The 23934-nt window shown below is 58.9% G+C and carries 18 protein-coding genes and 3 pseudogenes; 8 read left to right on the top strand and 13 right to left on the bottom strand.

The annotated features are described in order from the left end of the window. Positions 1–46 precede the first annotated feature (46 nt). A pseudogene (locus tag ACCD02_RS06445) lies at positions 47–544 on the bottom strand (methyl-accepting chemotaxis protein); the annotation flags it as partial. Positions 545–1330: 786 nt separating this feature from the next. Further along, positions 1331–1600, bottom strand: a pseudogene (locus ACCD02_RS06440) (PAS domain-containing protein); the annotation flags it as partial. A gap of 349 nt (positions 1601–1949) precedes the next feature. On the opposite strand from ACCD02_RS06440, the pseudogene ACCD02_RS06435 reads away from it, so the two are divergent. The 3 genes and pseudogenes from ACCD02_RS06435 to ACCD02_RS06425 form a co-directional block, all read left to right on the top strand. Then, a pseudogene (locus ACCD02_RS06435) lies at positions 1950–3104 on the top strand (FIST signal transduction protein); the annotation flags it as partial. Positions 3105–3476: 372 nt separating this feature from the next. Next, positions 3477–3971, top strand: coding sequence for a methyl-accepting chemotaxis protein (locus ACCD02_RS06430; protein ID WP_413299623.1), 495 nt, complete (start codon positions 3477–3479; stop codon positions 3969–3971). A 203-nt stretch (positions 3972–4174) separates the two neighbouring features. Further along, positions 4175–4855 carry a GNAT family N-acetyltransferase gene (locus ACCD02_RS06425; RefSeq protein WP_413299621.1) on the top strand — a complete coding sequence of 227 codons (681 nt, stop codon included), beginning with the start codon at positions 4175–4177 and terminating at the stop codon, positions 4853–4855. A gap of 96 nt (positions 4856–4951) precedes the next feature. Here the strand turns inward: ACCD02_RS06425 and ACCD02_RS06420 are convergent, their stop codons facing one another. The 11 genes from ACCD02_RS06420 to ACCD02_RS06370 all read right to left on the bottom strand — a co-directional run bounded on the left by ACCD02_RS06420 (position 4952) and on the right by ACCD02_RS06370 (position 16917). Beyond that, on the bottom strand, positions 4952–5383 hold the full coding sequence (locus tag ACCD02_RS06420; RefSeq protein WP_413299549.1) for a nuclear transport factor 2 family protein: 432 nt from the start codon (positions 5381–5383) through the stop codon (positions 4952–4954). 241 nt (positions 5384–5624) lie between these two features. Next, on the bottom strand, positions 5625–6563 hold the full coding sequence (locus tag ACCD02_RS06415; RefSeq protein ID WP_413299547.1) for a carbohydrate kinase family protein: 939 nt from the start codon (positions 6561–6563) through the stop codon (positions 5625–5627). A 17-nt stretch (positions 6564–6580) separates the two neighbouring features. Beyond that, on the bottom strand, positions 6581–8062 hold the full coding sequence (gene xylB, locus ACCD02_RS06410) for a xylulokinase (protein WP_413299545.1): 1482 nt from the start codon (positions 8060–8062) through the stop codon (positions 6581–6583). A 7-nt stretch (positions 8063–8069) separates the two neighbouring features. After that, on the bottom strand, positions 8070–9554 hold the full coding sequence (locus ACCD02_RS06405) for a mannitol dehydrogenase family protein (RefSeq protein WP_413299543.1): 1485 nt from the start codon (positions 9552–9554) through the stop codon (positions 8070–8072). A gap of 33 nt (positions 9555–9587) precedes the next feature. After that, a complete protein-coding gene (locus tag ACCD02_RS06400) occupies positions 9588–10691 on the bottom strand; it encodes an ABC transporter ATP-binding protein (RefSeq protein WP_413299541.1) in 1104 nt (367 codons plus the stop codon). Between the two features lie 27 nt (positions 10692–10718). Then, a complete protein-coding gene (locus ACCD02_RS06395; RefSeq protein ID WP_259105250.1) occupies positions 10719–11552 on the bottom strand; it encodes a carbohydrate ABC transporter permease in 834 nt (277 codons plus the stop codon). 11 nt (positions 11553–11563) lie between these two features. Continuing rightward, positions 11564–12496 (bottom strand): carbohydrate ABC transporter permease, encoded by a 933-nt coding sequence (locus tag ACCD02_RS06390; protein ID WP_413299538.1) that lies wholly within the window; start codon positions 12494–12496, stop codon positions 11564–11566. Positions 12497–12572: 76 nt separating this feature from the next. Then, positions 12573–13886 (bottom strand): ABC transporter substrate-binding protein, encoded by a 1314-nt coding sequence (locus ACCD02_RS06385; RefSeq protein WP_413299536.1) that lies wholly within the window; start codon positions 13884–13886, stop codon positions 12573–12575. 238 nt (positions 13887–14124) lie between these two features. Beyond that, positions 14125–15030, bottom strand: coding sequence for an AraC family transcriptional regulator (locus tag ACCD02_RS06380; RefSeq protein ID WP_413299534.1), 906 nt, complete (start codon positions 15028–15030; stop codon positions 14125–14127). 215 nt (positions 15031–15245) lie between these two features. Further along, positions 15246–16565 (bottom strand): glycosyltransferase, encoded by a 1320-nt coding sequence (locus tag ACCD02_RS06375; protein ID WP_413299532.1) that lies wholly within the window; start codon positions 16563–16565, stop codon positions 15246–15248. After that, positions 16558–16917, bottom strand: coding sequence for a response regulator (locus tag ACCD02_RS06370; protein WP_413299530.1), 360 nt, complete (start codon positions 16915–16917; stop codon positions 16558–16560). The genes ACCD02_RS06375 and ACCD02_RS06370 overlap by 8 nt, the downstream gene beginning before the upstream one ends. 268 nt (positions 16918–17185) lie before the next feature. Here ACCD02_RS06370 and ACCD02_RS06365 point away from each other — a divergent pair, with 268 nt between their 5' ends. The 5 genes from ACCD02_RS06365 (at position 17186) to ACCD02_RS06345 (ending at position 23921) form a co-directional block, all read left to right on the top strand. Beyond that, positions 17186–20698, top strand: coding sequence for a response regulator (locus ACCD02_RS06365; RefSeq protein ID WP_413299528.1), 3513 nt, complete (start codon positions 17186–17188; stop codon positions 20696–20698). 153 nt (positions 20699–20851) lie between these two features. Then, the gene (locus ACCD02_RS06360; protein WP_413299526.1) at positions 20852–21673 is read left to right on the top strand and encodes a CheR family methyltransferase; all 822 of its coding nucleotides are present in this window, start codon (positions 20852–20854) and stop codon (positions 21671–21673) included. Continuing rightward, the gene (locus ACCD02_RS06355; RefSeq protein ID WP_413299524.1) at positions 21670–22275 is read left to right on the top strand and encodes a chemotaxis protein CheB; all 606 of its coding nucleotides are present in this window, start codon (positions 21670–21672) and stop codon (positions 22273–22275) included. Before ACCD02_RS06360 ends, ACCD02_RS06355 begins: the two co-directional genes overlap by 4 nt. Then, positions 22269–23450 carry an ATP-binding protein gene (locus ACCD02_RS06350; RefSeq protein WP_413299522.1) on the top strand — a complete coding sequence of 394 codons (1182 nt, stop codon included), beginning with the start codon at positions 22269–22271 and terminating at the stop codon, positions 23448–23450. Before ACCD02_RS06355 ends, ACCD02_RS06350 begins: the two co-directional genes overlap by 7 nt. Before the next feature lie 93 nt (positions 23451–23543). Next, positions 23544–23921, top strand: a complete 378-nt coding sequence (locus ACCD02_RS06345; RefSeq protein WP_259105237.1) for a response regulator — start codon at positions 23544–23546, stop codon at positions 23919–23921. Positions 23922–23934: the final 13 nt, after the last annotated feature.

Genomic DNA, 23934 nt, shown 5'->3' with positions numbered 1-23934 from the left:
GTGTTCTCACTGTAACTGTCGTCCGTTCTTCAGCAAAGGCGAAGTCTCAGCGATTAAACCGCTCCGCCAGACTGTGCAGATACTGCGCCATCTCCTCCAGCTCCCGGCTGATCTTCGAGCCTTGCTCCGCCTGCCCGGCGCTCTGATCGCAGAGTTGGGCGATTCGGGTGATCTGTTGGCTGATGCTTTCCGCGACATGGCTCTGTTCTTCCGACGCCGAGGCCATTTGCTGGCTCATGCCGGTGATCTGGGTAATCGCCTTGCTGATGCCGTCCAGGGCCTTTTGCACGGCTTCGACACTGGCCACGCTTTCCTGAGATATCTGCCCACCCTTGCTGGCGGTGGTCACGGCCCGTTCGGCGCCTTCGCGCAATTGCGTGATGATCTGTTGAATCTGCCCGGTCGAGGCCTGGGTGCGAGAGGCCAGGGAGCGGACTTCGTCGGCGACTACAGCAAAGCCACGGCCCTGTTCGCCAGCACGGGCGGCTTCGATGGCGGCGTTGAGTGCCAACAGGTTGGTCTGTTCGGCAATCGAAGTGATGACATCGACCACGCTGCCGATGGATTGCGTGGCGGTTGCCAGCTCGTTCACCGCCTCGGCGATTTCAGTGACGGAGTTGGCCATATGCCGGATGGCCAGCAGGCTGTCGTCGGCCAGGCCGCGGCCCTCCTGAGCCAGGCGGTCGGCATCCTCGGCGGCGTGGGCGGTGTTCTGCACGTTGTGGGCGACTTCCTGGATGGTCGCCGCCATCTGGTTGATGGCGGTGGCTGACTGATCGGTTTCGTTACGTTGCTGATCGAGGGAGCGAGCCTGCTGGGCGGACAGGCTGGCTGACTGCCCGGCCCGCTGCTTGACGCTTTCACCGGCGTCGACCAGGCGAGTCAGGGCCGTTTGCAGTCGCGCTTCTTCGCTATGAATGGCCAGGTCCAGTTGCCCCAGCGGCCCGCGTTTGTCGCTGTAGGTCAGGGCCACCAGCGGACTGCTGAACGCCTTGGGATGTTCGGCCAGAGTTTGTTTCAGACTGTTGCGTTGACGCAGTTCTGTATAGGTGCCAAGCACTACCACCACCAGCAGAGTCAGCGCCACGGCACCTGTATCGCCCAGCATCAACGTGCCCGTAGTGAGTACGGCGGCGCTGATGATCATCGGCAACTGCCGCAGCAAATGGTGGCTGATCGAGTTGAGTGCCGAAACCGGCGGCTTGCCTGCGCGTAATCGCGCATAGAGAGCATCAGCACGGCCGACCTGTTCGCGGGTGGGCAGGGAGCGCACAGATTCATAGCCGACGAGCTGGCTGTTTTCATAGACCGGCGTGACGTAGGCGCTGACCCAATAGAAATCCCCTTGTTTGGAGCGGTTCTTGACCACACCCATCCAGGGTTTGCCTTGTTTGATGGTTTCCCACATATGAGCGAACACCGATGCAGGCATGTCCGGGTGGCGGACCAGATTGTGGGGCTGGCCGATCAGTTCTTCACGGGTAAAGCCGCTCAGCGCAACGAAAGCATCGTTGCAATATGTGATGCGGCTATTGAGGTCGGTGGTAGAGATCAGTCGCTCGGACTCTGGAAAGGTTCTTTCTGTTTGAGTAATCGGCATGTTCAAGCGCATGGGCCAAACCTCTTCCTAGGAAACGACTGTAAAAAATCCTGGAACGCCTGAAAGGTTTAGCACAGATTTTTACGGTGCTACCTACGGGCGCATAACTTGTCTACGGTTGGCTGTGACTTGGGTCAGCTGGATCCGAGTGAACGGTGCTACGGTGTAATTGACTGCGGGCCATTGGCCCTTCGGCCGATAGCTTTAAAGAGGGAATCCGAGTCATGCCGTCGGATTTTAAGGCTCAACGGTTAAACAAGGATCCTATACACGGGTATCGGTTTGCAGCAGTGCTCGTCGTTCAAACGGGTTTTCGCATAATTACAATGATTATTCTGTGGGGTGTTTTATGAATCCTTTGCGTATGTTCGGCAAGGCCGTTACTGCTTCACAAGGGACATTTAGTCTGGCCTGTAAGGCCGGGGAACTGGAAGGCAGCCTGCACGCCTTGCGTTTCAATCCGGTATTGGTTAGTGGATTCATTTCCCCGCATCTGGATATCGACCAGGTGGCGCGCCAGCTCAAGCAGCGGTTCCCGACCTGCGCCATCAGCCTTTGCACTACCTCCGGCGAGTTGAGCAATGTCAGCGAGCAGTTGTACTGCGCCACTGGCGAGCACTGGGATCGGATAGTACTACAGTTGTTCGATAGCAGCGTGGTTGCGTCGGCCGAGGTGGTGATGGTGCCGCTGAGCTGCGAAGACATTCGCGGTGGCGGCAAACGCCTGCCGATGCGTGAGCGTATTGCCCGGCTGGTGGCCAATATCAGGCAGGTCCAGGTGCAGACGGCCATCGATCACCGTGACACCCTGGCTTATGTGGTGTTCGATGGTTTGTCGGCGTCCGAATCGTTCTTCATGGAGGCGCTGTATGAGTCCGGGCGTTTTCCCTGCCTGTTTGTCGGCGGTTCGGCCGGTGGCAAGGGCGATTTCAAGAAGACCCTGATCCATGACGGCCAGCGCAGTTATGAAAACCATGCGCAGATCGCCTTTATCAAGTGCCCGCCGGGCGTGCGTTTCGGTGTGTTCAAAAGCCAGAACTTCCAGCCGGCAAACTTGAGCTTCAGCGTGCTGACGGCATCCCTGGAGGACCGTACTATCCATCAGGTCATCGACGCCAAGGGCGATATCAAGACCATGGTCCAGGCACTGTGCGAAGCCTTCAAATGCGAGCCGCAGGCCCTGGAGAAACACCTGGCCGATTATTCGTTCGCTATCCGTGTCGGCCAGGAGTTGTTTGTCCGCTCCATTGCCCGCATCGACTACGCGCAACAGATCGTGCAGCTGTTCTGTGATGTGGCTCCTGGAGAAGAGCTGGTGATGGTCAAGCGCACGCCGATCCGTGAAGCCACACACGCCGATTACCAGCGCTTTTTACAGGGCAAGGAAGGCCAGCCGATTGCCGGGATTCTCAACGACTGCATTCTGCGCCGGCTGAATAATGCGGCCGATCTGCGCAGCATGAACGGTATTTTCGGCCAGGTGCCGTTGTCCGGGTTTTCTACATTCGGCGAGATTCTCGGTCTTAATCTGAACCAGACCCTGACCGCGATCTTCTTCTTTCGGGTCGGTCGCAATACGCGCTTCAGCGATGAATATGTCGATAATTTCATTGCCCATTATGGCGAGTTCAAGGCGTTCTTTCTGCGTCGCCAGATCAAGAAACTCGCCGGTCTCAACCAGGTGATCGTCAAGCAGATCGAGGCGTTCAAGAGCAATGACTTTTCCAGCACTGTGGATATCACCGGACTGGACGAAAACATCCGCCCGGTATTTGCCGGGCTGGCCGATCTGGGACAGGTGCTCGCCCAGGCCGGTCAGCAGCAGGAGGAGATTGCCGGACAGCTCAGGCATTATTCCGGTGAGTTGCACCTGTCCATGGATCAACTGGCCTCGACCATCGACCGGCAGAGCAGTGTGGCGGCCGATGCCAGTGCCACGGTCGAAAGTCTTTCGAGCCAGTCCGGCGAAGTGGTCGGTGGCGCGCGGGAACTGGCACAGTCGAGCCTGCGCATTCAGTCCATCGTCCAGGTGATTCAGCAGATCGCCGGGCAGACCAACCTGCTGGCCTTGAATGCGGCTATCGAAGCGGCGCGCGCCGGGGAGATGGGCCGGGGTTTTGCGGTGGTGGCGGATGAAGTGCGTAAACTGGCGGAAATCACCCGCAAGAACGCCGGAGAGATTGGCGTCGATATCGACTTGCTGTCTGCGGAGATCCAACGGGTTGCCCAACAGATCGAGGACCAATCCACAGCCGTCAGCGACCTGCGCGAGATGCTTGGCAGCCTGGCTGAATCCAGCCGCCAGACCGAGGGAACGTCGCAGCGGACCAAGGCCATTGCCGATACGCTGACGGGTCTGACTCACACGTGAGAATACTGATGCGGGTATGATGCGCGGCAACAAGCTGGACGCGAATGTGTGGGAGATTCTATGTTTGCCGTAAAGCCAGAGCGGCCCCTTCGCGGATGAATCCGCTCCCACAGATATCGATGATATTCACGCGCTACTGTGGGAATTCATTCGCTCCCACACAAGTGCTGCCAGTCAGATATTCATGCATGAGTCCCTATCCAATGTTCACCCTGAGTCATTACGGCAGTCCGCCCCCAGAGTCGGTCAAGAGTCAGATCATGCAGTTGGTGATCGATAACGTCACCGGTCTCAGTGCCGTCGCCATTGCACCGAGCAATCCGTTGTACCGCTTGTATCAGTACGGGCTCGGCCTTGAGGTCAACCTGTATCAGGAGGCCATGGATGGTTCGAAAGGGATCGCAGTGGAGTTGATTGTGGCGCTGGATGAGCAGGAGCCGTCGACGGTAGTGGGTTTCCTGCTGTATCTGCCTGCCAGGGACGATCCCCAGGCCTGTGCAGTGGCCTATATGGCGGTACAGACATCGTGCCGCCGCCAGGGCATTGCCCGGGCAATGATGACCGACATGCTCAACCGTTACCCCCACGCGGAGCTGGCGTGCTTCGTCGCCAAGGTACCGTATTTTGCGGCGATGGGTTTTCAGGTGCTGAGCGCTCGTGGCCCGCAGGTCGTGATGAATAGCCGTGATCATGCCACTGACGGGCTTGTCGCTGTGCTGGATACCGCGCCTATCTATCGCACCCTGGAAGTGCGGCAGATTCATACCTATCTGCTTCAGCAGCACGGCAAGCGGGCGATGGTCGATGCCGAGAAGCAGCGTGACCGTCATCTGGATAGCTTGACCCGTCAGGCCAGGGCGTTTGTTGAAGGGCTGCTGGGATAACCCGGATATTGTGGGACCGGCTTTAGCCGGGAAAGCGTCCTCAGGAACGTCTTCCAGGCTAAAGCCGGCCCAACTGCCAGCGCGATATGAGTGTGCTTAGAACTTGAACGCCTGACGACCGATCAGCAGCCAGTGGCCTTTCTGTTTCTGCCAGACCTGGAAGTTTTCGATTTCAGTCGGTACCACTTTGCCACTATTTACCGCTTCGGCGGAGAAGTGGTTACGCACCAGAGCGGTGTCGCCGTTCAGGAAGATTTTCTGATTGAGCATTTGCAGGGTATTGAAGCCGCTGCGACCGGTCTCGATGTCGGCAACGAATTCTTCCTTGTTCTGCACCTTGCCACTGGAGTGGCCGTAAGTAACGTTGTCCGAGGTCAGGGTCTTGAGCTTGGCAATGTCCTTATGCAGCATGGCCTGGGTCATGCTGTCGACCGCAGCGGCGACGTCTTTTTCATCGGAAGCGGGGGAGGCGGCGGCATAGCCAGCGAACAGGCAGAGAAAACCGGCGGCCAAGGTGAGCTTTTTCATGGAGGATCCTTTTATTTTTGTGGTTGGAACGGGCTGACAAGAGGTGGTATGTCTGTCGTCGTACAACTTAAACTATTTTTTCGATCAAGCAAGAGCGAAATAGCCACTCGCCGATTGGATTGCAGTTTTATGGGAGTCGGCTTGCTGGCGATAGCGGTGTACCAGGCAACATTTTCATCGATTGACCTGAAGCCATCGCCAGCAAGCCGGCTCCTACGAGTCTTGCGTTTGCTTTGTGTTCTCAGCCCAACTGATTGCGGTACGGCAAATCCGGCCCGGTGCGTGTACAAGTCACGGCCGCAGCGCTGATGGCGAAACGGACCATGTCATCAAGTTGGTCGCGGCTCAGAGATGCAAGGCCTTCAGGGGTGTCCAGCTGGTGTTCGGTAAGGTAGGTGATCAGCGCAGCCTGAAAGGTGTCGCCGGCGCCGACCGTATCGGCCACTTCGACCTTCTGCGCCGGTACGCTCCAGTTGCCGTGCTGACGGCTGAACAGGCTGGCGCCTTCGCCTCCACGGGTCAGGATCACCAGTTGGCAGCGTTGGTTCAGCCAACTGGCCGCTACCGCTTCCGGCGCCTGCTCGGGGTAGAGCAGGTGCAGGTCTTCGTCGCTGACCTTGATCAGATGGGCGTGAGTGGCGAAGGCGCTGATCTGTTCGCGCCATTGCTGGATATCCGGCGCCGGGTTAAGCCGTACGTTGGGGTCAAGGCTGATCAGGCGCTGGCTGCTTTCACGGGCGACCAGGGCCAGCAGGGTATCGGCGATCGGCTGTACGACCAGAGAGAACGAGCCGACATGAATGCCGCGCACACTGTCATCCAGTTTGGGCAGATGATGCAGGCGCAGTTGCCGGTCTGCGCAGCCTTCGCCACGGAAGCTGTAGACCGGCGAACCGTCGGCCCCCACAGCGACCATGGCCAGGGTGGTTGGGGCGTCGAAATCCAGGAGGAAGTCGGCGCGTACACCTTCCTTGTCAAGGACAGTTCGCAGGCGACGGCCCAGGTAGTCATTGGATAACCCGGCGAAGAATGCCGAATCGACGCCGAGCCGACGCAGGCCGACCGCGACGTTGAACGGTGAGCCACCGGCGATGGCCTTGAAGTCCAGGGCATTGGCCGGGCCGCCGGTGTCCGGCAGGGTGAAAAAGTCAAACAGGGCTTCGCCACACACAAGAAACATAAAGGCTCCCTTGGGAATTAGAGATCACGCAACTGATTACGGTAGCGTTCGTAGACCTCTTGATAGGCCGCGACATGCCCGGCAATGGGCCTGGTTTCGCTGGCTGCGTCAAGTCGTACGCAGCGTTCACAGAGGGCTTGCAGGCTGTCATGCGGGGCATTCACGGCCGACCAGCACCAGGCCGCCTGGATCGCAGCCCCCAAGGCAGCCGCTTCGCCATATTCGGCGCAGATCACCGGAGTGTCCATGATGTCGGCAACTATCTGCCGCCACACTGCGCTTTTCGCGCCACCGCCGATCAGGCGGATCTTCTCGCTCCTGATGCCGCTGTCGCGCAATAGATCCAAGCCGTAGCGCAGACCGAAGGTGGTGCCCTCGACTACGGCGCGGCAGAGGTTTTCGCGGTTGAGGTTGGTGCTGTCCAGCCCGAGAATGCTGCCGGTGGCGTGGGGCAGGGCGGGCACTCGTTCGCCATTGAGGAACGGCAACATCGACACGCCCGCCGACCCGATGGGCGCTGCAGCGATAGCGCGGTTGAAGGTGTCGATGTCCATCTCGAACAGCTCGCGGATCGCGCTGGTGGCGTTGGTCAGGTTCATGGTGCAGATCAGCGGCAGCCAACCGCCGGAAGACGAGCAGAAGGTCGCCACCGAAGCCTGCTCGCTGACCCGGGCTTCGTCGCTGTAGGCGTAGACCGTGCCTGACGAACCCAGGCTCATGGTGATGGCGCCGGGCTGGATATTGCCGGTGCCGATGGCGCCCATCATGTTGTCGCCGCCGCCGCTGGAAACGATGGCATCGGTGTTGATGCCCAGGCGCTGGGCGATGTCCGGCAGGATCCGGCCCACGCTCTGCTGTGCCTCGATCAGCTCCGGCAGGGCGCGGTTCAGACGGCCGCTGGGGTCGATATGCATCAGCAGCGGGATATCCCAGCTGCGGCTGCGCACGTCGAAATAGCCGGTGCCCGAGGCGTCGCCGAACTCGGTGCAGCAACGTCCGGTAAGCCAGTAATTGAGGTAGTCGTGGGGCAGCAGGATCTTGTCGATTTGCGCGAATAGAGTCGGGTGCTGCTCCAGTGTCCAGAGCAGCTTGGATACCGTATAGCCCGGCGCAATGGCTACGCCCAGACGCTCCAGCGACCCCTGCGGGCCGCCTAGGTAGTCCAGCAGGCGCTGGTTCTCGGCGCTGGTTTCGGTGTCACACCACAGTTTGGCCGGACGCAGCACCTGGCCCTGGGCGTCCAGCAGCACCAGGCCGTGCTGCTGGCCCGATACGCCGATGCCCTGGATCTGCAGTCCCGATACCCCGGCCTGGCTCAGGGCAGTGCGCGTCGCCTGCTCAAGGGCGTCCAGCCATTGCTGGGCATTCTGTTCGCGGCGGCCGTTGGCGCCGCTGATCAAATCATGAGGCGCACCGCCTTCACCCAGGACTTTACCGGTGGCAGAGTCGAGGATAATGGCCTTGGTGCCCTGGGTGCCGCAGTCGATTCCGAGAAACATGCTCACCTCAAGCGGTTTTGCCCAGCAGCTGTTTGAGGGTCTTGTCGACGCCCAGCTGTTTCAGGCTGTTCAGGTTTTTTTCGAACGAAGCGATGAAGGCAGCCGACTGCGGGATGGCCGCACCGAAGATTTCTTCCACGCCGAGCAGACGCTGGGTAAGCAGCGTTGCATCGGCGACCAGGCCCTTGCAGAAGTCGACGCGGGGATCGACGATCTTGTACTCGACGCCGTTTTCGCCCTTGTTGCCCTGAAGATACAAGGCCCAGGCGGCGACCACCAGAGAAGCGCGATCCAGATTGGCCTGGTCCAGAATCAGGCGATTGATGGTCGGTACGGTGAACTTGGGGAATTTCGACGAGCCATCAGAGCACACGCGCTCCAGCTGGTCGGCAATTGCCTGATTGGAGAAACGCTCGATCAGCTTGGCTTTGTAGGCCGTCAGGTCGATACCCGGTACTGGTGCCAGTTGCGGGGTAACGTCCAGGTCCATGTAGGTGCTGATGTACTCTACGAACAAGGGGTCGTTCATGGTCTCGTGAACGAAGCGATAGCCTTTCAGGGCGCCCAGATAAGTCAGCGCCAGATGGCTGCCATTGAGCAGTTTGATCTTCATTTCTTCATAAGGCGTGACGTCGTCGGTGAACTGTACGCCGACCTTTTCCCAGGCCGGACGACCGTTGACGAATTTGTCTTCCAGTACCCATTGCACGAAGGGCTCGCAAACCACCGGCCATTCGTCGTCTATGCCTTTTTCGTCATGCAGCTGCAGGCGATGGGCGCTGCTGGTCATGGGCGTGATGCGGTCGACCATGGCATTGGGGAAGCTGACGTTGTCGGCGATCCAGTCGTGCAGCTCGCGGTCACGCAGGGCCGCAAAGGCCAGCAAAGCCTTGCGGGTGACCGCGCCGTTATGCGGCAGGTTATCGCAGGACATCAGGGTGAAGGCCGGGGTGCCCTCGGCGCGGCGTCTGGCCAATGCGGCACAGAGAAAGCCGAATACGGTTTTCGGCGTGGCCGGGTGGTCCAGGTCGTGCTGGATCTGCGGCAGGTGGCTCATGAATTCGCCAGTGCTGTCGTCGATGCAGTAGCCGCCTTCGGTGATGGTCAGCGAGACAATGCGGATATCCGGGCTGGCCAGTTTGTCGATCAGTGCCAGGTCACTGTCGCTGGACATGAGCATGTCGCTCATGGCACCGATGATGCGGGTCTCAGTGTCCGGGGTGTCGCCGAGTTCGAACAGGGTGTAGAGGAAGTCCTGATTTTTCAGGGCCTGATAGTTATTACGGTCTTCCTCGCGCAGGCTTACCCCGCAAATGGCCCAGTCCAGACCTTCGCCTGTGTTCATCAGGGCATCGGTATAGAACGCCTGGTGGGCGCGATGGAAACCACCGACGCCGATATGGGCGATGCCCTGGCGGCGATCGCCGAGGGCGTAGGCAGGCACGGCAACACCGGGGCCCAGGTTCGACAGGTTTTGTTTATTGAGTTTCATCACAACACTCTCTAAGGCTTCGAATTCGGTGGTTCAGGCGGCGGCCTGCAGGGCCTTGGCAATCACCAGGCCCTGGGCGTCGAACAGGTGGCAATGGTTGCTGTCCAGGTGCAGGTTGAGGGTCTCGCCATACTGGCTGGCCATATCGCCGCGGATACGCAGGGTCAACGCCTCGCCGGAGCGGGTGTTGACGTGGCAGAAGGTGTCGCTGCCCAGGCGTTCACTGACGTCGGCAATCACCTGCAGCTGGCAGTCACCCGGCTTGGCCAGGTCCAGGTGCTCGGGACGAATGCCCAGGGTCACGCTGTCGCCGACACTCTGTTGCGCGTTGGTAAATGGCAGGCTGATGGTGGTCCCGGCATCCAGGGTGACTTCGCAGCCACCGGCACGCACGCTACTGACCTTGCCTTTGAGGAAGCCCATTTTCGGTGTGCCGAGGAAGCCTGCAACGAACAGATTGGCCGGGTGGTGATAGAGCTCCAGAGGCGAGCCGACCTGTTCCACTTTACCGCCATTTAGGACCACGACCTTGTCGGCCAGGGTCATGGCTTCGACCTGGTCGTGGGTCACGTAGATCATGGTGGCCTGCAGCTCTTTGTGCAGGCGCGACAGTTCCAGGCGGGTCTGTACGCGCAGGGCGGCATCGAGGTTGGACAGCGGTTCGTCGAACAGGAAAATCTTCGGGTTGCGCACGATGGCGCGGCCAATGGCAACGCGCTGGCGCTGGCCACCGGAGAGCTGCTTGGGCTTGCGTTCCAGCAGCGGGCCGAGTTCGAGGATACGTGCGGCCTCATCGACCTTGCGCTTGACCTCGTCCTTGGGCACGCCGGCCAGATCGAGGGCGAAGGACAGGTTCTTGCCCACGGTCATGTGCGGATACAGTGCGTAGGTCTGAAACACCATGGCCAGGTCGCGCTTGGCCGGGGTCACCTGAGTGATGTCGCGGCCATCGAGTTCGATGGTCCCGGAGGTGACCTCTTCCAGCCCGGCGATCAACCGCAGCAGGGTGGATTTGCCGCAACCGGACGGACCGACAAAGACTACGAACTCACGGTCGCGCACGTCCAGGTCGATACCCTTGATGATCTGATGGCCGTCAAAGCCCTTTTGCAGGTTGCGAATGATGAGGTTAGCCATGTTGGGCTCCTTTTTATTATCTGAGGGCTATTTGACTGCGCCGAATGACAGGCCGCGCACAAGTTGTTTCTGGCTGATCCAGCCGAAGATCAGGATCGGCGCACAGGCCAGGGTCGAGACGGCCGACAGCTTGGCCCAGAACAAGCCTTCAGGACTTGAGTAGGACGCGATCAGGGCAGTCAGTGGTGCAGCGCTGGAGGAGGTCAGGTTCAATGACCAGAACGCTTCGTTCCAGCACAGGATCAGCGACAGCAGCGCCGTGGACGCCAGGCCGCCCTTGCAGATCGGCATCAGCACGCGAAAGATTTCCTGGCGCGTGGTGGCGCCGTCCAGGCGTGAGGCCTCGAGGATTTCCGGCGGGATGTCCTTGAAGTAGGTGTAGATCATCCACACCACGATGGGCAGGTTGATCAGGGTATAGATCACGATCAGGGCCAGGCGCGAATCCAGCAGGCCGAAGGTCTTGGCCAGCAGATAGATCGGCATCAGCACGCCCACCGGCGGCAGCATCTTGGTCGAGAGCATCCACAGCAGGGTGCTCTTGGTCCGCTTGGTCTCGAAGAAGGCCATGGAGTAGGCCGCCGGTACCGAGATCAGGATGCACAGGATGGTTGCGCTGAACGAGATCAGGATCGAGTTCCAGGCGAAGTGGAAGTAATCACTGCGCTCCTGGATGTGCAGGTAGTTTTCCAGGGTCGGAGTAAAAAACAGTTGTGGCGGTGTGGCGAAAGCGTCCAGTTCGGTCTTGAAGCTGGTCAGCACCATCCAGAAGATCGGGAAGAAAATCAGGGCCGCGATCAGCCACGACAGGGTACCGAGCAGCAGGCTTTGCAGGCGGCGGGATTGCTTGAGCGTCATCATCGGCTGGGCCCTCATGACTTGTCGGTGAGGTTTTTGCCGATCATCCGGATCAGGATGATGGCGGCAATATTGGCGATGACCACGGCAATCAGACCGCCGGCCGAAGCCATGCCGACGTCGAATTGCAACAGCGCCTGGTTGTAGATCAGGTATGCCAGGTTGGTCGAAGCGAATCCCGGACCGCCGTTGGTGGTGGTGAAGATTTCCGCGAATACCGACAGCAGGAAGATGGTTTCAATCATCACCACCACGGCAATCGGCCTGGCCAGGTGCGGCAGGGTCAGGTGCCAGAAGATCGCAATGGGGCCGGCACCGTCCAGGCGTGCGGCTTCTTTCTGTTCCTGGTCCAGAGACTGCATGGCGGTCATCAGGATCAGGATCGCGAACGGTAGCCATTGCCACGAAACAATGATGATGATTGCCAGCATCGGGTAGTTGGCGAACCAGTCGATGGGCTGGGCGCCGAACAGCTTCCATACCCAGGCGAGGATGCCGGACACTGGATGGAAAATCAGATTCTTCCAGATCAGCGCGCTGACCGTGGGCATGATGAAAAACGGCGAGATCAGCAGCACGCGCACGATACTGCGGCCGAAGAATTCACTGGCTTCGAGCAGGGCGGAAATCAACACGCCGAGAATGACACTGATGGCCAATACACTGCCGACCAGCAGCAGGGTGTTGAGGGCGCCGGGGATGAAACCGCTGTCGGTGACGAAGAACTCGAAGTTCTCCAGGCCGACGAACTCGTTTTCACCGGGATTGAGCAGGTTGTAGCGAATGAGCGAGAAGTAGATGGTCATGCCCAGTGGCACGATCATCCATACCAGCAGCAACAGGACCGAGGGGCTGACCAGGAACCAGCCGGGTTTGCTCAGGCGGCCTTTGCCTGGCGGGGTAGCGCTGGCGGACTGCTTGGAGGAGGAGAGGGTCGAGGTATTCATGGGTGACTCCGGGGCGATGCAGGAACGGTCAGGACGCGTTGTCGCGTCCTGACATCAAGGGACTGGCAGACCCTAGTCAGTTCTTCTTCGGGTAACCGGCCCGCTTCATTTCGCGTTCGGTGCTGCTTTGCGCGGCTGCCAGGGCGGCATCGACCGTGCTGTTGCCGGTCAGGGCGGCAGCGAACTGTTGGCCGACCGAAGTACCGATGGCCTGGAACTCAGGAATGGTAACCAGCTGGATACCGACATAAGGAACCGGCTTGAGGGTCGGCGCCTTCGGCGTTACCGATTTCAGTGATTCCAGAGTGATGGTGGAGAACGGTGCCGCCTTGGCGTAGGCATCGTTGTAAGTCGAAGCACGGGTGCCTGGCGGCACGTTGGCGACGCCGTCTTTCTCGGCAACCAGCGCGGCGTACTCTTTCGAGGTTGCCCACTCGGTGAACACCTGGGCGTCTTTGCTGTTCTTCGCGCTCGCCGGGATACCCAGCGCCCACGAGTACAACCAGGCCGAGCCTTTGTCCGTTTCCTGGTGCGGGGCATAGGTGAAGCCGACGTTGTCAGCCACCTTGCTCTGGGATTTGTCGGTCACGAAGGAACCGGCCACGGAAGCGTCGACCCACATGGCGCACTTGCCGCTGTTGAACAGCGCCAGGTTTTCATTGAAACCGTTGCTGGAAGCGCCGGGCGGGCCGTTTTTCTTCATGGCGTTGACGTAGAAGTTCAGCGCGTTTTTCCACTCGGGCTGGTCGAACTGTGGTTTCCACTGCTCGTCGAACCAGCGTGCGCCAAAGGCGTTGGCCACAGTGGTGATCAGGGCCATGTTCTCGCCCCAGCCCGGCTTGCCGCGCAGGCACAGGCCGTACTGCTCCTTGGACTTGTCGGTGAGCTTGTCGGCGAACTCGCCGATCTGGGTCCAGGTCGGACGCTCCGGCATGGTCAGGCCAGCGGCCTTGAACAGATCCTTGCGATAGTAGGTAATCGAGCTTTCGGCGTAGAACGGCAGCGCGAACAGCTTGCCGTCGACGGACAGGCCGTCACGCACGGAAGGGAAGACGTCATCCAGTGCATAACTGGCTGGCAGGTCTTTCATTTCCTTCAACCAGCCCTTGGCGCCCCACAGCGAAGCTTCGTACATGCCGATGGTCAGCACGTCGAACTGGCCGCCCTTGGTGGCGATATCGGTGGTGACGCGCTGACGCAGGACGTTTTCTTCCAGGACCACCCACTTGAGCTTGATGTCCGGATGCTGCTCTTCAAACGTCTTCGAGAGCTTCTGCATGCGGATCATGTCGCTGTTATTGACGGTGGCGATGGTGACGTCGCCAGCGCTGGCGATTGCACTGATGGACAGACAGGTACCGGCGAGTAGCAGTTTTGCTGAGGTCTTCATCGATCACTCCTCTTCTGCGCCAGGGGCTACAGAAGCTCGGTTATTGTTTTTGTATCTTCCGGAGGGTTGGAAGATGAGCACTGATTACAACGGTCCGGCGCCGCCAAGACAAATCCTGCGGCACACTTCAACCGATACTATTTTGCACTGCCAGTGGAGGGCTCAATACGTGACAACTGCGCTCGAACAAGGTTCGGCGCAGATTCAGCGTAGTTCAGCGGGATGGGGGTGGGGAGAATCAGTACAGGTTTTGTTCGGTCAGGCGCTGAACGGCCAGGCGTCGGTAATGCGAAGGCGTCATGCCCTTGAGCTGCTGGAAGCGCCGGTTGAAGTTGGAAATATTATTGAAGCCCGACTCGAAGCACACGTCGGTAACGGGGCGGTCGCCGTCGGCCAGCAGCTCGCACGACTTGCTGACCCGCAGGCGATTGACGAACTCGACGAAGCTGCGTCCGGTGGCCTGTTTGAATACTCGGGAGAAATAGGTCGGTTTCATGCCCAGATAGCTGGCCACTTCTTCCAGAGGCAGGTCCCGGGCGTAGTGGGTAAAGATGTAATCCACTGCGCGGTTGGTGCGATCGATGCTGTGCTCATCGGCCATCTGCGGCGCCTTGGTGCCGGACAGCAACTGATAATCATCACTGGCAGCCAGCAACTCCAACAGGATCAGGAAATGCCCCAGGCGAGTAATACCCTTGGTATCGGCGATTTTCTGCATCAGGCGGGCAGCCTGGGCGATGGTGCGTGGGCAACGGAACTCGACACCGTACTGCGCCCGCTCCAATAGCGGCGCCAGGGTGCGTAGTTCGGCAAACACCTGAATGCCGCTTTCCAGCAGCTCATCGGTGAAGTTCACCAGCATGTCGCGCTTGGGCACGACTTCGTCCTCCTCAACCTGGCTGATCCAGTTATGGGGCAGGTTGGGGCCGGTAAGAAACAGGGTCTGCGGGTAGAAGTTGCCGATGTAATCGCCGACAAACACCTTGCCGGAACTGGCGACGATCAGGTGCAGTTCGTACTCTTTGTGGAAGTGCCAGCGCACCAGCGGGCAGGGGAAACCGTGCTCGCGGTAAATGATCGACAGACCGTTATGGTCATCCATCAACTCATAGGATGGATCGGTAACTCTTGTTGTTTTTGTCATGGCGTGACCGGTTAGTCGGAATGGTCAAGGCGCTTAATGTGCATGATTTTTCTTGCAGGAGCGAATTTGTCGCGAGGCGACGTGCCTGAGAGCGCGCGTTCACCTGTAGGAGCTGCCGAAGGCTGCGAATCTGCTGTATCAGCTAGACCCATTCGCAGCCTTCGGCAGCTCCTACAAGAATTGGATTTCAATTCAGATGGTTGCAGTATGTTTGATCAGGCCAACCGATTCTTCGCCTCAATCCACTGCGCCATGTACTGGGTACTTTTATGGTGGTGATGACGCAGCATCGCACCGATAAAGTTGGCCGTGCGTCGTTGGGTCAGGTGCTGGCGACAGTCGGCGATGCGCTCGATCAGGCTGGCGCAGTGCTGACGGTACTGGTAGCGCGCGGCCAGAATTGTCAAACCATTGGCCTGGGCCTTCTGCCATAGGCTTTCGTCCTGATACAGACGCACGGCGGCGTCGGCAATGCCCTGAGCGCTGTTGGCAATCAGGCCGGGCCAGGGCAAATCGCCGCTCATGGCTTCTGCGCCAATGTTCGTCGTGACATTGGGTGTGCCGCAGGTCATGGCGTCGACGATCTTGCCCTTGATCCCGGCGCCGAAGCGCAATGGCGCCAGACAGACCCGGGCGGCCGACATGACTTGCAAGGCATCCTCGGCCCAGTTCTTGATATGAAAACCCTGACTGGCATTGTGCAGCGCGGTGGCCTTGGGCGGGGTATAGGCGCCGTAAATATGCAATTGGGCGCCGGGCAGTTGCTGGCGGATCAGCGGCCAGACGGCACTCTTGAGCCAGAGCACGGCGTCCCAGTTTGGCGCATGGCGAAAGTTACCAATGCTGAGGAAGTTCGCCCGCTCGGCAAAAGGACGGAGATTCTCGCTGGCTACGTCCGGCAGCATCAGCGGACACCAGTGCAGCAATTGATCCGGCAGGCCGAAGCGCGCCTTGAGCAGCTGTATCTCGACGTCGGAGGTCATCAGGTTGAGATCGCAGCGGTACAGCGAAGCGATTTCCCGCTGCGCCAGGTCGCTGCGCGCCATGGTCTCGAAGATACGGGCCTCGGACTGCTCGAAGAACGCGTCCAGCTCATCGGCCTGGCCCTGGCTGTTCAGGTAATCCTTGAGCTGCTGATGGCGACCATGGCGCAGGCTCTGCAAGTCCGACGTTTCGAGGATGCGTAAGGCTTGGGGGCAGTGCTTTTCCACTCGCCAGCCAAACTGTTCTTCGATCATGAACTGATCGAACAGGACGATATCGGGCTGCAGCTCGCCGATAAAAACGTCGAAACTGCTGCTGTTGAGTTCGATATGGGTTTCGTGAATGCCCAGCGCGGTAAGGTCGGCGCGCTGCTCGCCTTCTGTGGCCGGGCTGGCGAAGGTAATGTCCCAGTCCTGGTCGAGAAAACACTGGATCAACTGCATGACATGGCCACTGGCCGCCGAAGAGCGCGGCTCGGGCCAGACGTAACCGATGATCAGGAGCTTGGTCCGGGCCACTGGAGCGGGGTGCTGCGATTCATCGTTAGCCAAGAATTTCTTTCACTTTGTCGCGCAGTTGATCGATGGAGAACGGTTTGCCCAGGGTGTAGGCGCCCGGATGCATGTCGATACTGTCGCCGTAGCCACTGGCGATCAGTACTTGCAGGCCAGGGCGCAATGCCAGCGCTTTGCTGACCAGCTCGCTGCCGGTCATGCCGGGCATGCCATGATCGGTCATCAGCAGGTGGATGGGCTGGTCCGGTTTTTCCAGTTGGGCAAGGGCTGCATCGCCGCCATCTGCCTCCAGCACCTGATATTCCAGCTCTTCGAGGACGTCGACGATCAACATGCGAACGATGGCGTCGTCTTCGACCACAAGGATCGTGCTGGCGGTGACAGACATGGGGTACTCCCTTGAACAATACAGTGATGGGGTAGAGATGCGGCAGACTCGATTCAGTGAGGTAAATCCCGAAGAAAGTTCCAGATAATCAACATGACACACCTGATTGATTGGTTTTTTCCGTTCAAAACAACAAAAGACGCTGGCTTACCTAAGAAACCGCGAATTTTTATGTCTGAAATTTCAATCTGATGTGTCAGAAACCAGAGCCTTATTCTAGAGTTTACGGCAAACTCCATCGCCTTGATGTAATCGCCTGGGAATTCTCATGATTCAACCGTCGATTGTCGATGAACAACGCTTTCGCAAACTCCTGAGTCGCAACGTTGGCCTGCCCCTGGCGGTCGGCGTGCTCAGCGGCGTGTTTTTCGTTGTCCTGATCACTTATCTGCTCTCGGTGATCCAGTGGGTCGAGCATACCGACCGGGTGATCAACAACGTCAATCGTTCGCTGAAGCTGTCCGTAGACATGGAAACCGGCATGCGCGGCTTCCTGCTCACCGGCGATGAGCATTTTCTTGACCCTTACGAAGTGGCAAAGCCCGGCGTGCGTGCCGTGCTCAAGGGCTTGCAGGATCTGGTCGCGGACAACCCGGCTCAGTCCGACCGTTTCCGTCGCATTCTCGCCTTGCAGAACGACTGGAACGACTTCGCTCAGGAAATGATCACCCTGCGCCGCCAGAATGGCGATTACGCTTCGGCGATCCAGGCCGGGCGCGGCAAGCGCCTGACCGATGAGATCCGCACCGAATATGACGATGCGGTGGCGATGGAGCAACAACTGCGCCTGAACCGCAACGCCGATGTGACCCGTACGACCATCTTCCTGGTCACGCTATACCTGATCTTCGTACTGACTGTCAGTGGCGTGCTGGCCTGGATCGGTCGTCGTGACATGTTGAGGTTATCAACCACCTACAGCGAAAATCTGCGTCGCCAGGAACTCGATAGCGAGCGCCTGCAAAAGGTCGCCTGGCTGCGCAACGGCCAGAGCGAACTGGCCGAGCAGATGTTGGGGCAACTGACGCTCAACAACGTCGGACGCAATGTCCTGCAATTCTTCTCCACTTTCCTGGGGACAGTGGTCGCCGCCGTCTATGTGCGCCAGGAGCATGGCGGCCTCAAGCGTATTGCTTCCTACGGCTTCTCCCGAGAGCAGGAGCAGCAGGACCAGTCACTGTTTGGCGACGAAGGTATCGTTGGCCAGGTCGCGCAGCAGAACAAGACCATTACCCTGACCGATGTGCCGGCCAACTACTTCAAGGTCAGCTCCGGTCTCGGTGAAGGGTTGCCGCGCAATGTCGTGGTGGTGCCTACCCATAACGACGATCAGGTCAATGGCGTGGTCGAACTGGGCTTCCTGCGTGAGTTGACCGAACGGGATATCGAGTTCCTCGAGATCATTGCCAATAACGTCGGCACGTCCCTTGAAGCCGCCCGTTATCGCCAGCGTTTGCAGGAAGTATTGGCCGAAACCCAGCAGCTCAACGAGGAGTTGCAGGTTCAGCAGGAAGAACTGCGTACCGCCAACGAAGAGCTGGAAGAGCAGTCGCGGATTCTCAAGGAGTCCCAGGTCCACCTGGAAACCCAGCAGGCGGAGCTGGAGCAGACCAACGAACAACTTGCCGAGCAGGGCCAGGCCCTGGCCGATCAGCGCGATGCCCTGGACCGCAATAACGAAGAGTTACATATCGCCCAGATCGAGCTGGAAGCCCGCGCCGAAGAGTTGCAGCGTTCAAGCAAGTACAAATCCGAATTCCTTGCCAACATGTCCCACGAGCTGCGTACGCCGCTCAACAGTTCGCTGATCCTGGCCAAGTTGCTGGCGGAAAACCCGACGGAAAACCTCACGGAAGAACAGGTGAAATTTGCCGAGTCGATCTATTCGGCGGGCAACGATCTGCTGCACCTGATCAATGACATTCTCGATATTTCCAAGGTGGAAGCCGGCAAGCTGGAAATGCGCCCGGAAAACAGCAGCGTCATGCGGCTGGTCGAGGGGCTGCGCAATATGTTCCAGCCGTTGGCGACCGAGAAGAATCTGGATTTTCAGGTGGAGGTACAGGCCGGTGCGCCGACCATGCTGTTCACCGACCGCCAGCGTCTGGAGCAGATTCTCAAGAACCTGTTGTCCAACGCCATCAAGTTCACCGAAAGCGGTGCTGTGAGCATGACGGTGTCACGTCAGCCCAACGCTGGCATTGCCTTTATCGTCCGCGATTCGGGCATCGGTATCGCCGAAGATCAGCAGCAGAGCATCTTCGAGGCTTTTCGCCAGGCTGACGGCACCACCAATCGCCGTTATGGCGGCACCGGTCTGGGCCTGTCGATCTCCCGGGATCTGGCCGGTCTGCTGGGCGGCTCCATCAGTGTGACCAGTGCGCCGGGGCAGGGCAGTATTTTTACTCTGATCCTGCCAGAGCAGTACGTCGAGCCGGCACCTCAGGCGGCGGGTCAGGAAAGCGTTATCGTCGTTTCGCCCGTTACCCCGTTGCCCCAGGCATTCGTCCCGGCAAGTCAACCCGCTCCTGCGGCGGCTGTTCCCCAGGTGGTGGTGCCGACCTTTGCCGACGATCGGGACAAGGCGCCATTCACCAAGCGCTGCATCCTGGTTATCGAAGATGAACCCGGTTTCGCCCGCATCCTCTACGATCTGGCCCATGAACTGGGCTATTACTGTCTGGTGGCCCATGCCGCAGACCACGGCTTTGACCTCGCTGCGCAATACATTCCCGACGCGATCCTGCTGGACATGCGTCTGCCCGATCATTCCGGCCTGACCGTACTGCAACGTCTCAAGGAACATGCGCCGACCCGACACATTCCAGTGCATGTGATCTCGGTGGAAGACCGCCAGGAAGCGGCCATGCACATGGGGGCCGTCGGTTATGCCGTCAAGCCAACCACCCGCGAGGAGCTCAAGGATGTCTTCGCCAAACTGGAAGCCAAGCTGACCCAGAAGGTCAAGCGCGTCCTGCTGGTGGAAGACGATGCATTGCAGCGCGACAGTATTGCTCGCCTGATTGGCGACGATGACATTGAAATCACCGCCGTGGGCTTTGCCCAGGATGCCCTGGACCTGCTGCGCGACAATATCTACGACTGCATGATCATCGACCTGAAGTTGCCGGACATGCTTGGCAACGACCTGCTCAAGCGCATGTCCACCGAGGACATCTGTTTGTTCCCGCCAGTGATCGTCTACACCGGGCGCAATCTGACCCGCGACGAAGAAGCCGAACTGCTCAAGTACTCGCGTTCGATCATCATCAAGGGCGCGCGCTCTCCGGAGCGTCTGCTCGATGAGGTCACGCTGTTCCTGCACAAGGTCGAGTCGCAGCTGTCCAACGAGCGGCAAAAGATGCTCAAGACCGCCCGTAGCCGCGACAAGGTCTTCGAAGGCCGCAAGATCCTCGTGGTGGACGATGATGTGCGCAATATCTTCGCCCTGACCAGTGCTCTGGAACACAAAGGCGCGGTGATCGAAATCGCCCGCAACGGTCTTGAAGCCATTGCCAGGCTTAACGAAGTCGAAGATATCGACCTGGTGCTGATGGATGTGATGATGCCGGAGATGGATGGTTACGAAGCGACCGCCGAGATCCGCAAGGATCCGCGCTGGCGCAAACTGCCGATCATTGCGGTGACGGCCAAGGCCATGAAGGACGATCAGGAGCGCTGCCTGCAGGCCGGCTCAAACGATTATCTGGCCAAGCCCATCGATCTGGACCGGCTGTTTTCGCTGATTCGCGTGTGGTTGCCGAAAATGGAACGTATTTGAATGGGTGTGGCCAAAGGCCTTACTGATGTAAATCCATGAGGCGAGATTGCAGGAGCTGCCGAAGGCTGCGAAGAAGGTGAATCTGATCGCAGCCTTCGGCAGCTCCTGCAAGCGCAGATTTTAGTTGTATTGCAGGAATCACCAGGTTTATCCATGCACCCTGAGCGAAACATCGATATCGAAGTACGTTTGTTGATCGAGGCCATTTACCTCAAATACAGCTACGATTTTCGCGATTACTCCGGCGCCTCGATCAAGCGTCGGATCAACCATGCCTTGCGCCAGTTCGACTGTAATACGGTTTCCGCGTTGCAGGAGCGGGTCATGCATGATCCCTCGGTGTTCCTGCAACTCTTGCAGTTCCTGACCATTCCGGTCAGTGAGATGTTTCGTGACCCGTCGCATTTCCTGGCGATTCGCCGAGAAGTGGTGCCGGTACTCAAGACCTATCCGTCACTGAAGATCTGGATTGCCGGTTGCAGTACGGGCGAGGAGGTGTACTCCATGGCCATCCTGCTGCGCGAGGAGGGCTTGCTCGACCGGACCATCATCTACGCCACCGACATCAATCCAACCTCTCTGGACAAGGCCAAGCAGGGCATCTTCTCCATGGAGAGCATGCGGGCTTATACCGAGAACTATCAGAAGGCTGGTGGTCAGCGTTCATTTTCCGACTACTACACATCAGCCTACGAATATGCGATTTTCGATAAATCCCTGCGTGAGAACGTGACCTTCGCCGATCACAGCCTGGCCACTGACAGCGTGTTTTCCGAAACACAGCTGATTTCCTGCCGTAATGTATTGATTTATTTCAACAAAAAGCTTCAGGATCGTGCTTTCGGGTTATTCCATGAGTCGCTGTGTCATCGCGGCTTCCTGGTCCTGGGCAGCAAGGAAACCCTCGAGTTCTCCGGTTACAGTGGTGATTTCGAGCCGTTGGTCAAACAGGAACGGATTTATCGCAAGTCATGAACACCTCCGTGACCGAGCCGCCCAGCCTGCCTGTGGTCGATGCCATTGTCGTCGGCGCTTCTGCCGGTGGCGTAGAGGCATTGCTGAAAATCTTTGCCGTCATCGGCCCTGATTTCAGCCTGCCGATCATCACCGTCCTGCATCTTTCGGATGAGCGCCGCAGTCAGCTGGCTCACGTTTTTCAGGCGCGCCTGCCGATTACGGTCAAGGAGGCCGACGACAAGGAGTCCATCGCTCCCGGCACGCTGTATTTCGCCGCGCCCGGTTACCACCTGTCCGTGGAAATGGATTTGAGCCTGTCCTTCAGCCAGGAAGAGCGGGTGTTTCATTCGCGCCCAAGCATCGACATTCTCTTTGCCTCCGCCGCCGATGCCTACGGCCCACGACTGGCCGGCATATTGCTGACCGGCGCTAACAATGATGGCGCCCGGGGCCTGTTTCAGATCAAGCTTGCTGGTGGCCTGACCGTGGTCCAGGACCCGACGCAGGCTCAGTCACGGACCATGCCCGATGCGGCTCTGGCCCTGCAAACACCGGACTATCTATTGCCGCTGCACGATATCGGTCAGTTGTTGATCGATCTGGAACGAACCGCATGTTGAGACATATAAAAGCCAAGCTGCTGATCGTCGATGATCTGCCGGAAAATCTGCTGGCCCTGGAAGCCCTGATCAAGCGCGAGGACCGCGCGGTATTCAAGGCGCTGTCGGCGGATGAGGCGTTGTCGCTGCTGCTCGAACATGAATTTGCCCTGGCCATTCTCGATGTGCAGATGCCCGGCATGAACGGTTTCGAGCTGGCGGAGCTGATGCGCAGCACGGAAAAGACCAAGAGCATTCCTATCGTGTTCGTCAGCGCGGCCGGGCGCGAGCTCAACTACGCCTTCAAAGGCTACGAAAGCGGTGCCGTAGACTTCTTGCACAAGCCGCTGGATATTCACGCGGTCAAGAGCAAGGTCAATGTCTTCGTCGACCTCTATCGTCAACGCAAAGCCATGCGCTTGCAGGTCGAGGCCCTGGAGCAGAGTCGCCAGGAGCAGGAAGCGCTGCTCAAACAGTTGCAGGCGACCCAGAACGAACTGGAGCGTGCCGTGCGCATGCGTGACGACTTCATGTCCATCGTCTCCCATGAAGTGCGTACGCCGCTCAACGGCCTGATTCTCGAGACCCAGTTGCGCAAGCTGCACCTGGCCAAGGACAACGCCGATGCCTTCACCATGGAGAAGCTGCGCGGCATGGTCGATCGCGATGAGCGACAGATCCAGAGCCTGATTCGCCTGATCGAAGACATGCTCGATGTCTCGCGTATCCGTACCGGCAAGCTGTCGATCCGCCCCGGCCCGTTTGACCTCAGCGAGCTGGTCAGCAACCTGATAGAAGGTTTTTCCGCACAGATCACCGCCGCGCAATCGACCATCAGCCTGCACGCCGACGAACCGGTAATCGGCGTCTGGGACGAGTTCCGCATTGAGCAGGTGATTGCCAACCTGCTGACCAATGCGCTGCGTTATGGCGCACGCAAGCCGATCGAAGTGATGGTCTACTGCCAGGATGGCGAGGCCCGGGTCGAGGTGCGTGATCAGGGCATCGGTATCAGCCCGGAAAACCAGAAACGTATCTTCCAGCAGTTCGAACGGGTCGCGTCCAATCATGCGATTGCAGGTTTGGGCCTGGGATTGTTTATCTCCGAGCAGATAGTCGCCGCCCATGGCGGGCAGATCAGCGTGCAGAGTGTGGAGGGCGAAGGTTCGCTGTTCCGCGTCAGTCTGCCGCTATAATAAATGCCAGTTTGCGGAATTATCTGACAGTTAACGCAACCTCCAGAACCGCCCATGGTCGTAATGGCAGCTATTTGAAGAGAAGATCGTTCCATGAGCGCTGATGCTGAAAATGTCGTACTGATCGTTGAAGACGAGCCGCTGATTCTGATGCTGCTCAGCGATTACCTGTCGGGCGAAGGCTACAGGGTCCTGCAGGCGGAAAACGGCGAGCAGGCTTTCGAAATCCTCGCCACCAAACCCCATCTGGACCTGATGATCACCGACTATCGCCTGCCGGGCGGGGTGTCCGGGGTGATGATCGCCGAACCTGCGGTGAAGCTGCGTCCAGAGCTAAAGGTGATCTTTATCAGCGGTTACCCGGCGGAAATCCTCGAGTCCGGCAGCCCCATCGCGCGCAAGGCGCCTATCCTGGCCAAGCCGTTCACCATGGAAACCTTGCACACCAAGATTCAGGCGTTGTTGGCCTGATTTGCGCTATCGC

Origin of the sequence: Pseudomonas sp. Pseusp88, assembly GCF_047303955.1 — a bacterium.
GTDB lineage: Bacteria > Pseudomonadota > Gammaproteobacteria > Pseudomonadales > Pseudomonadaceae > Aquipseudomonas.
This window is presented reverse-complemented; position numbering and strand designations above follow the sequence as displayed.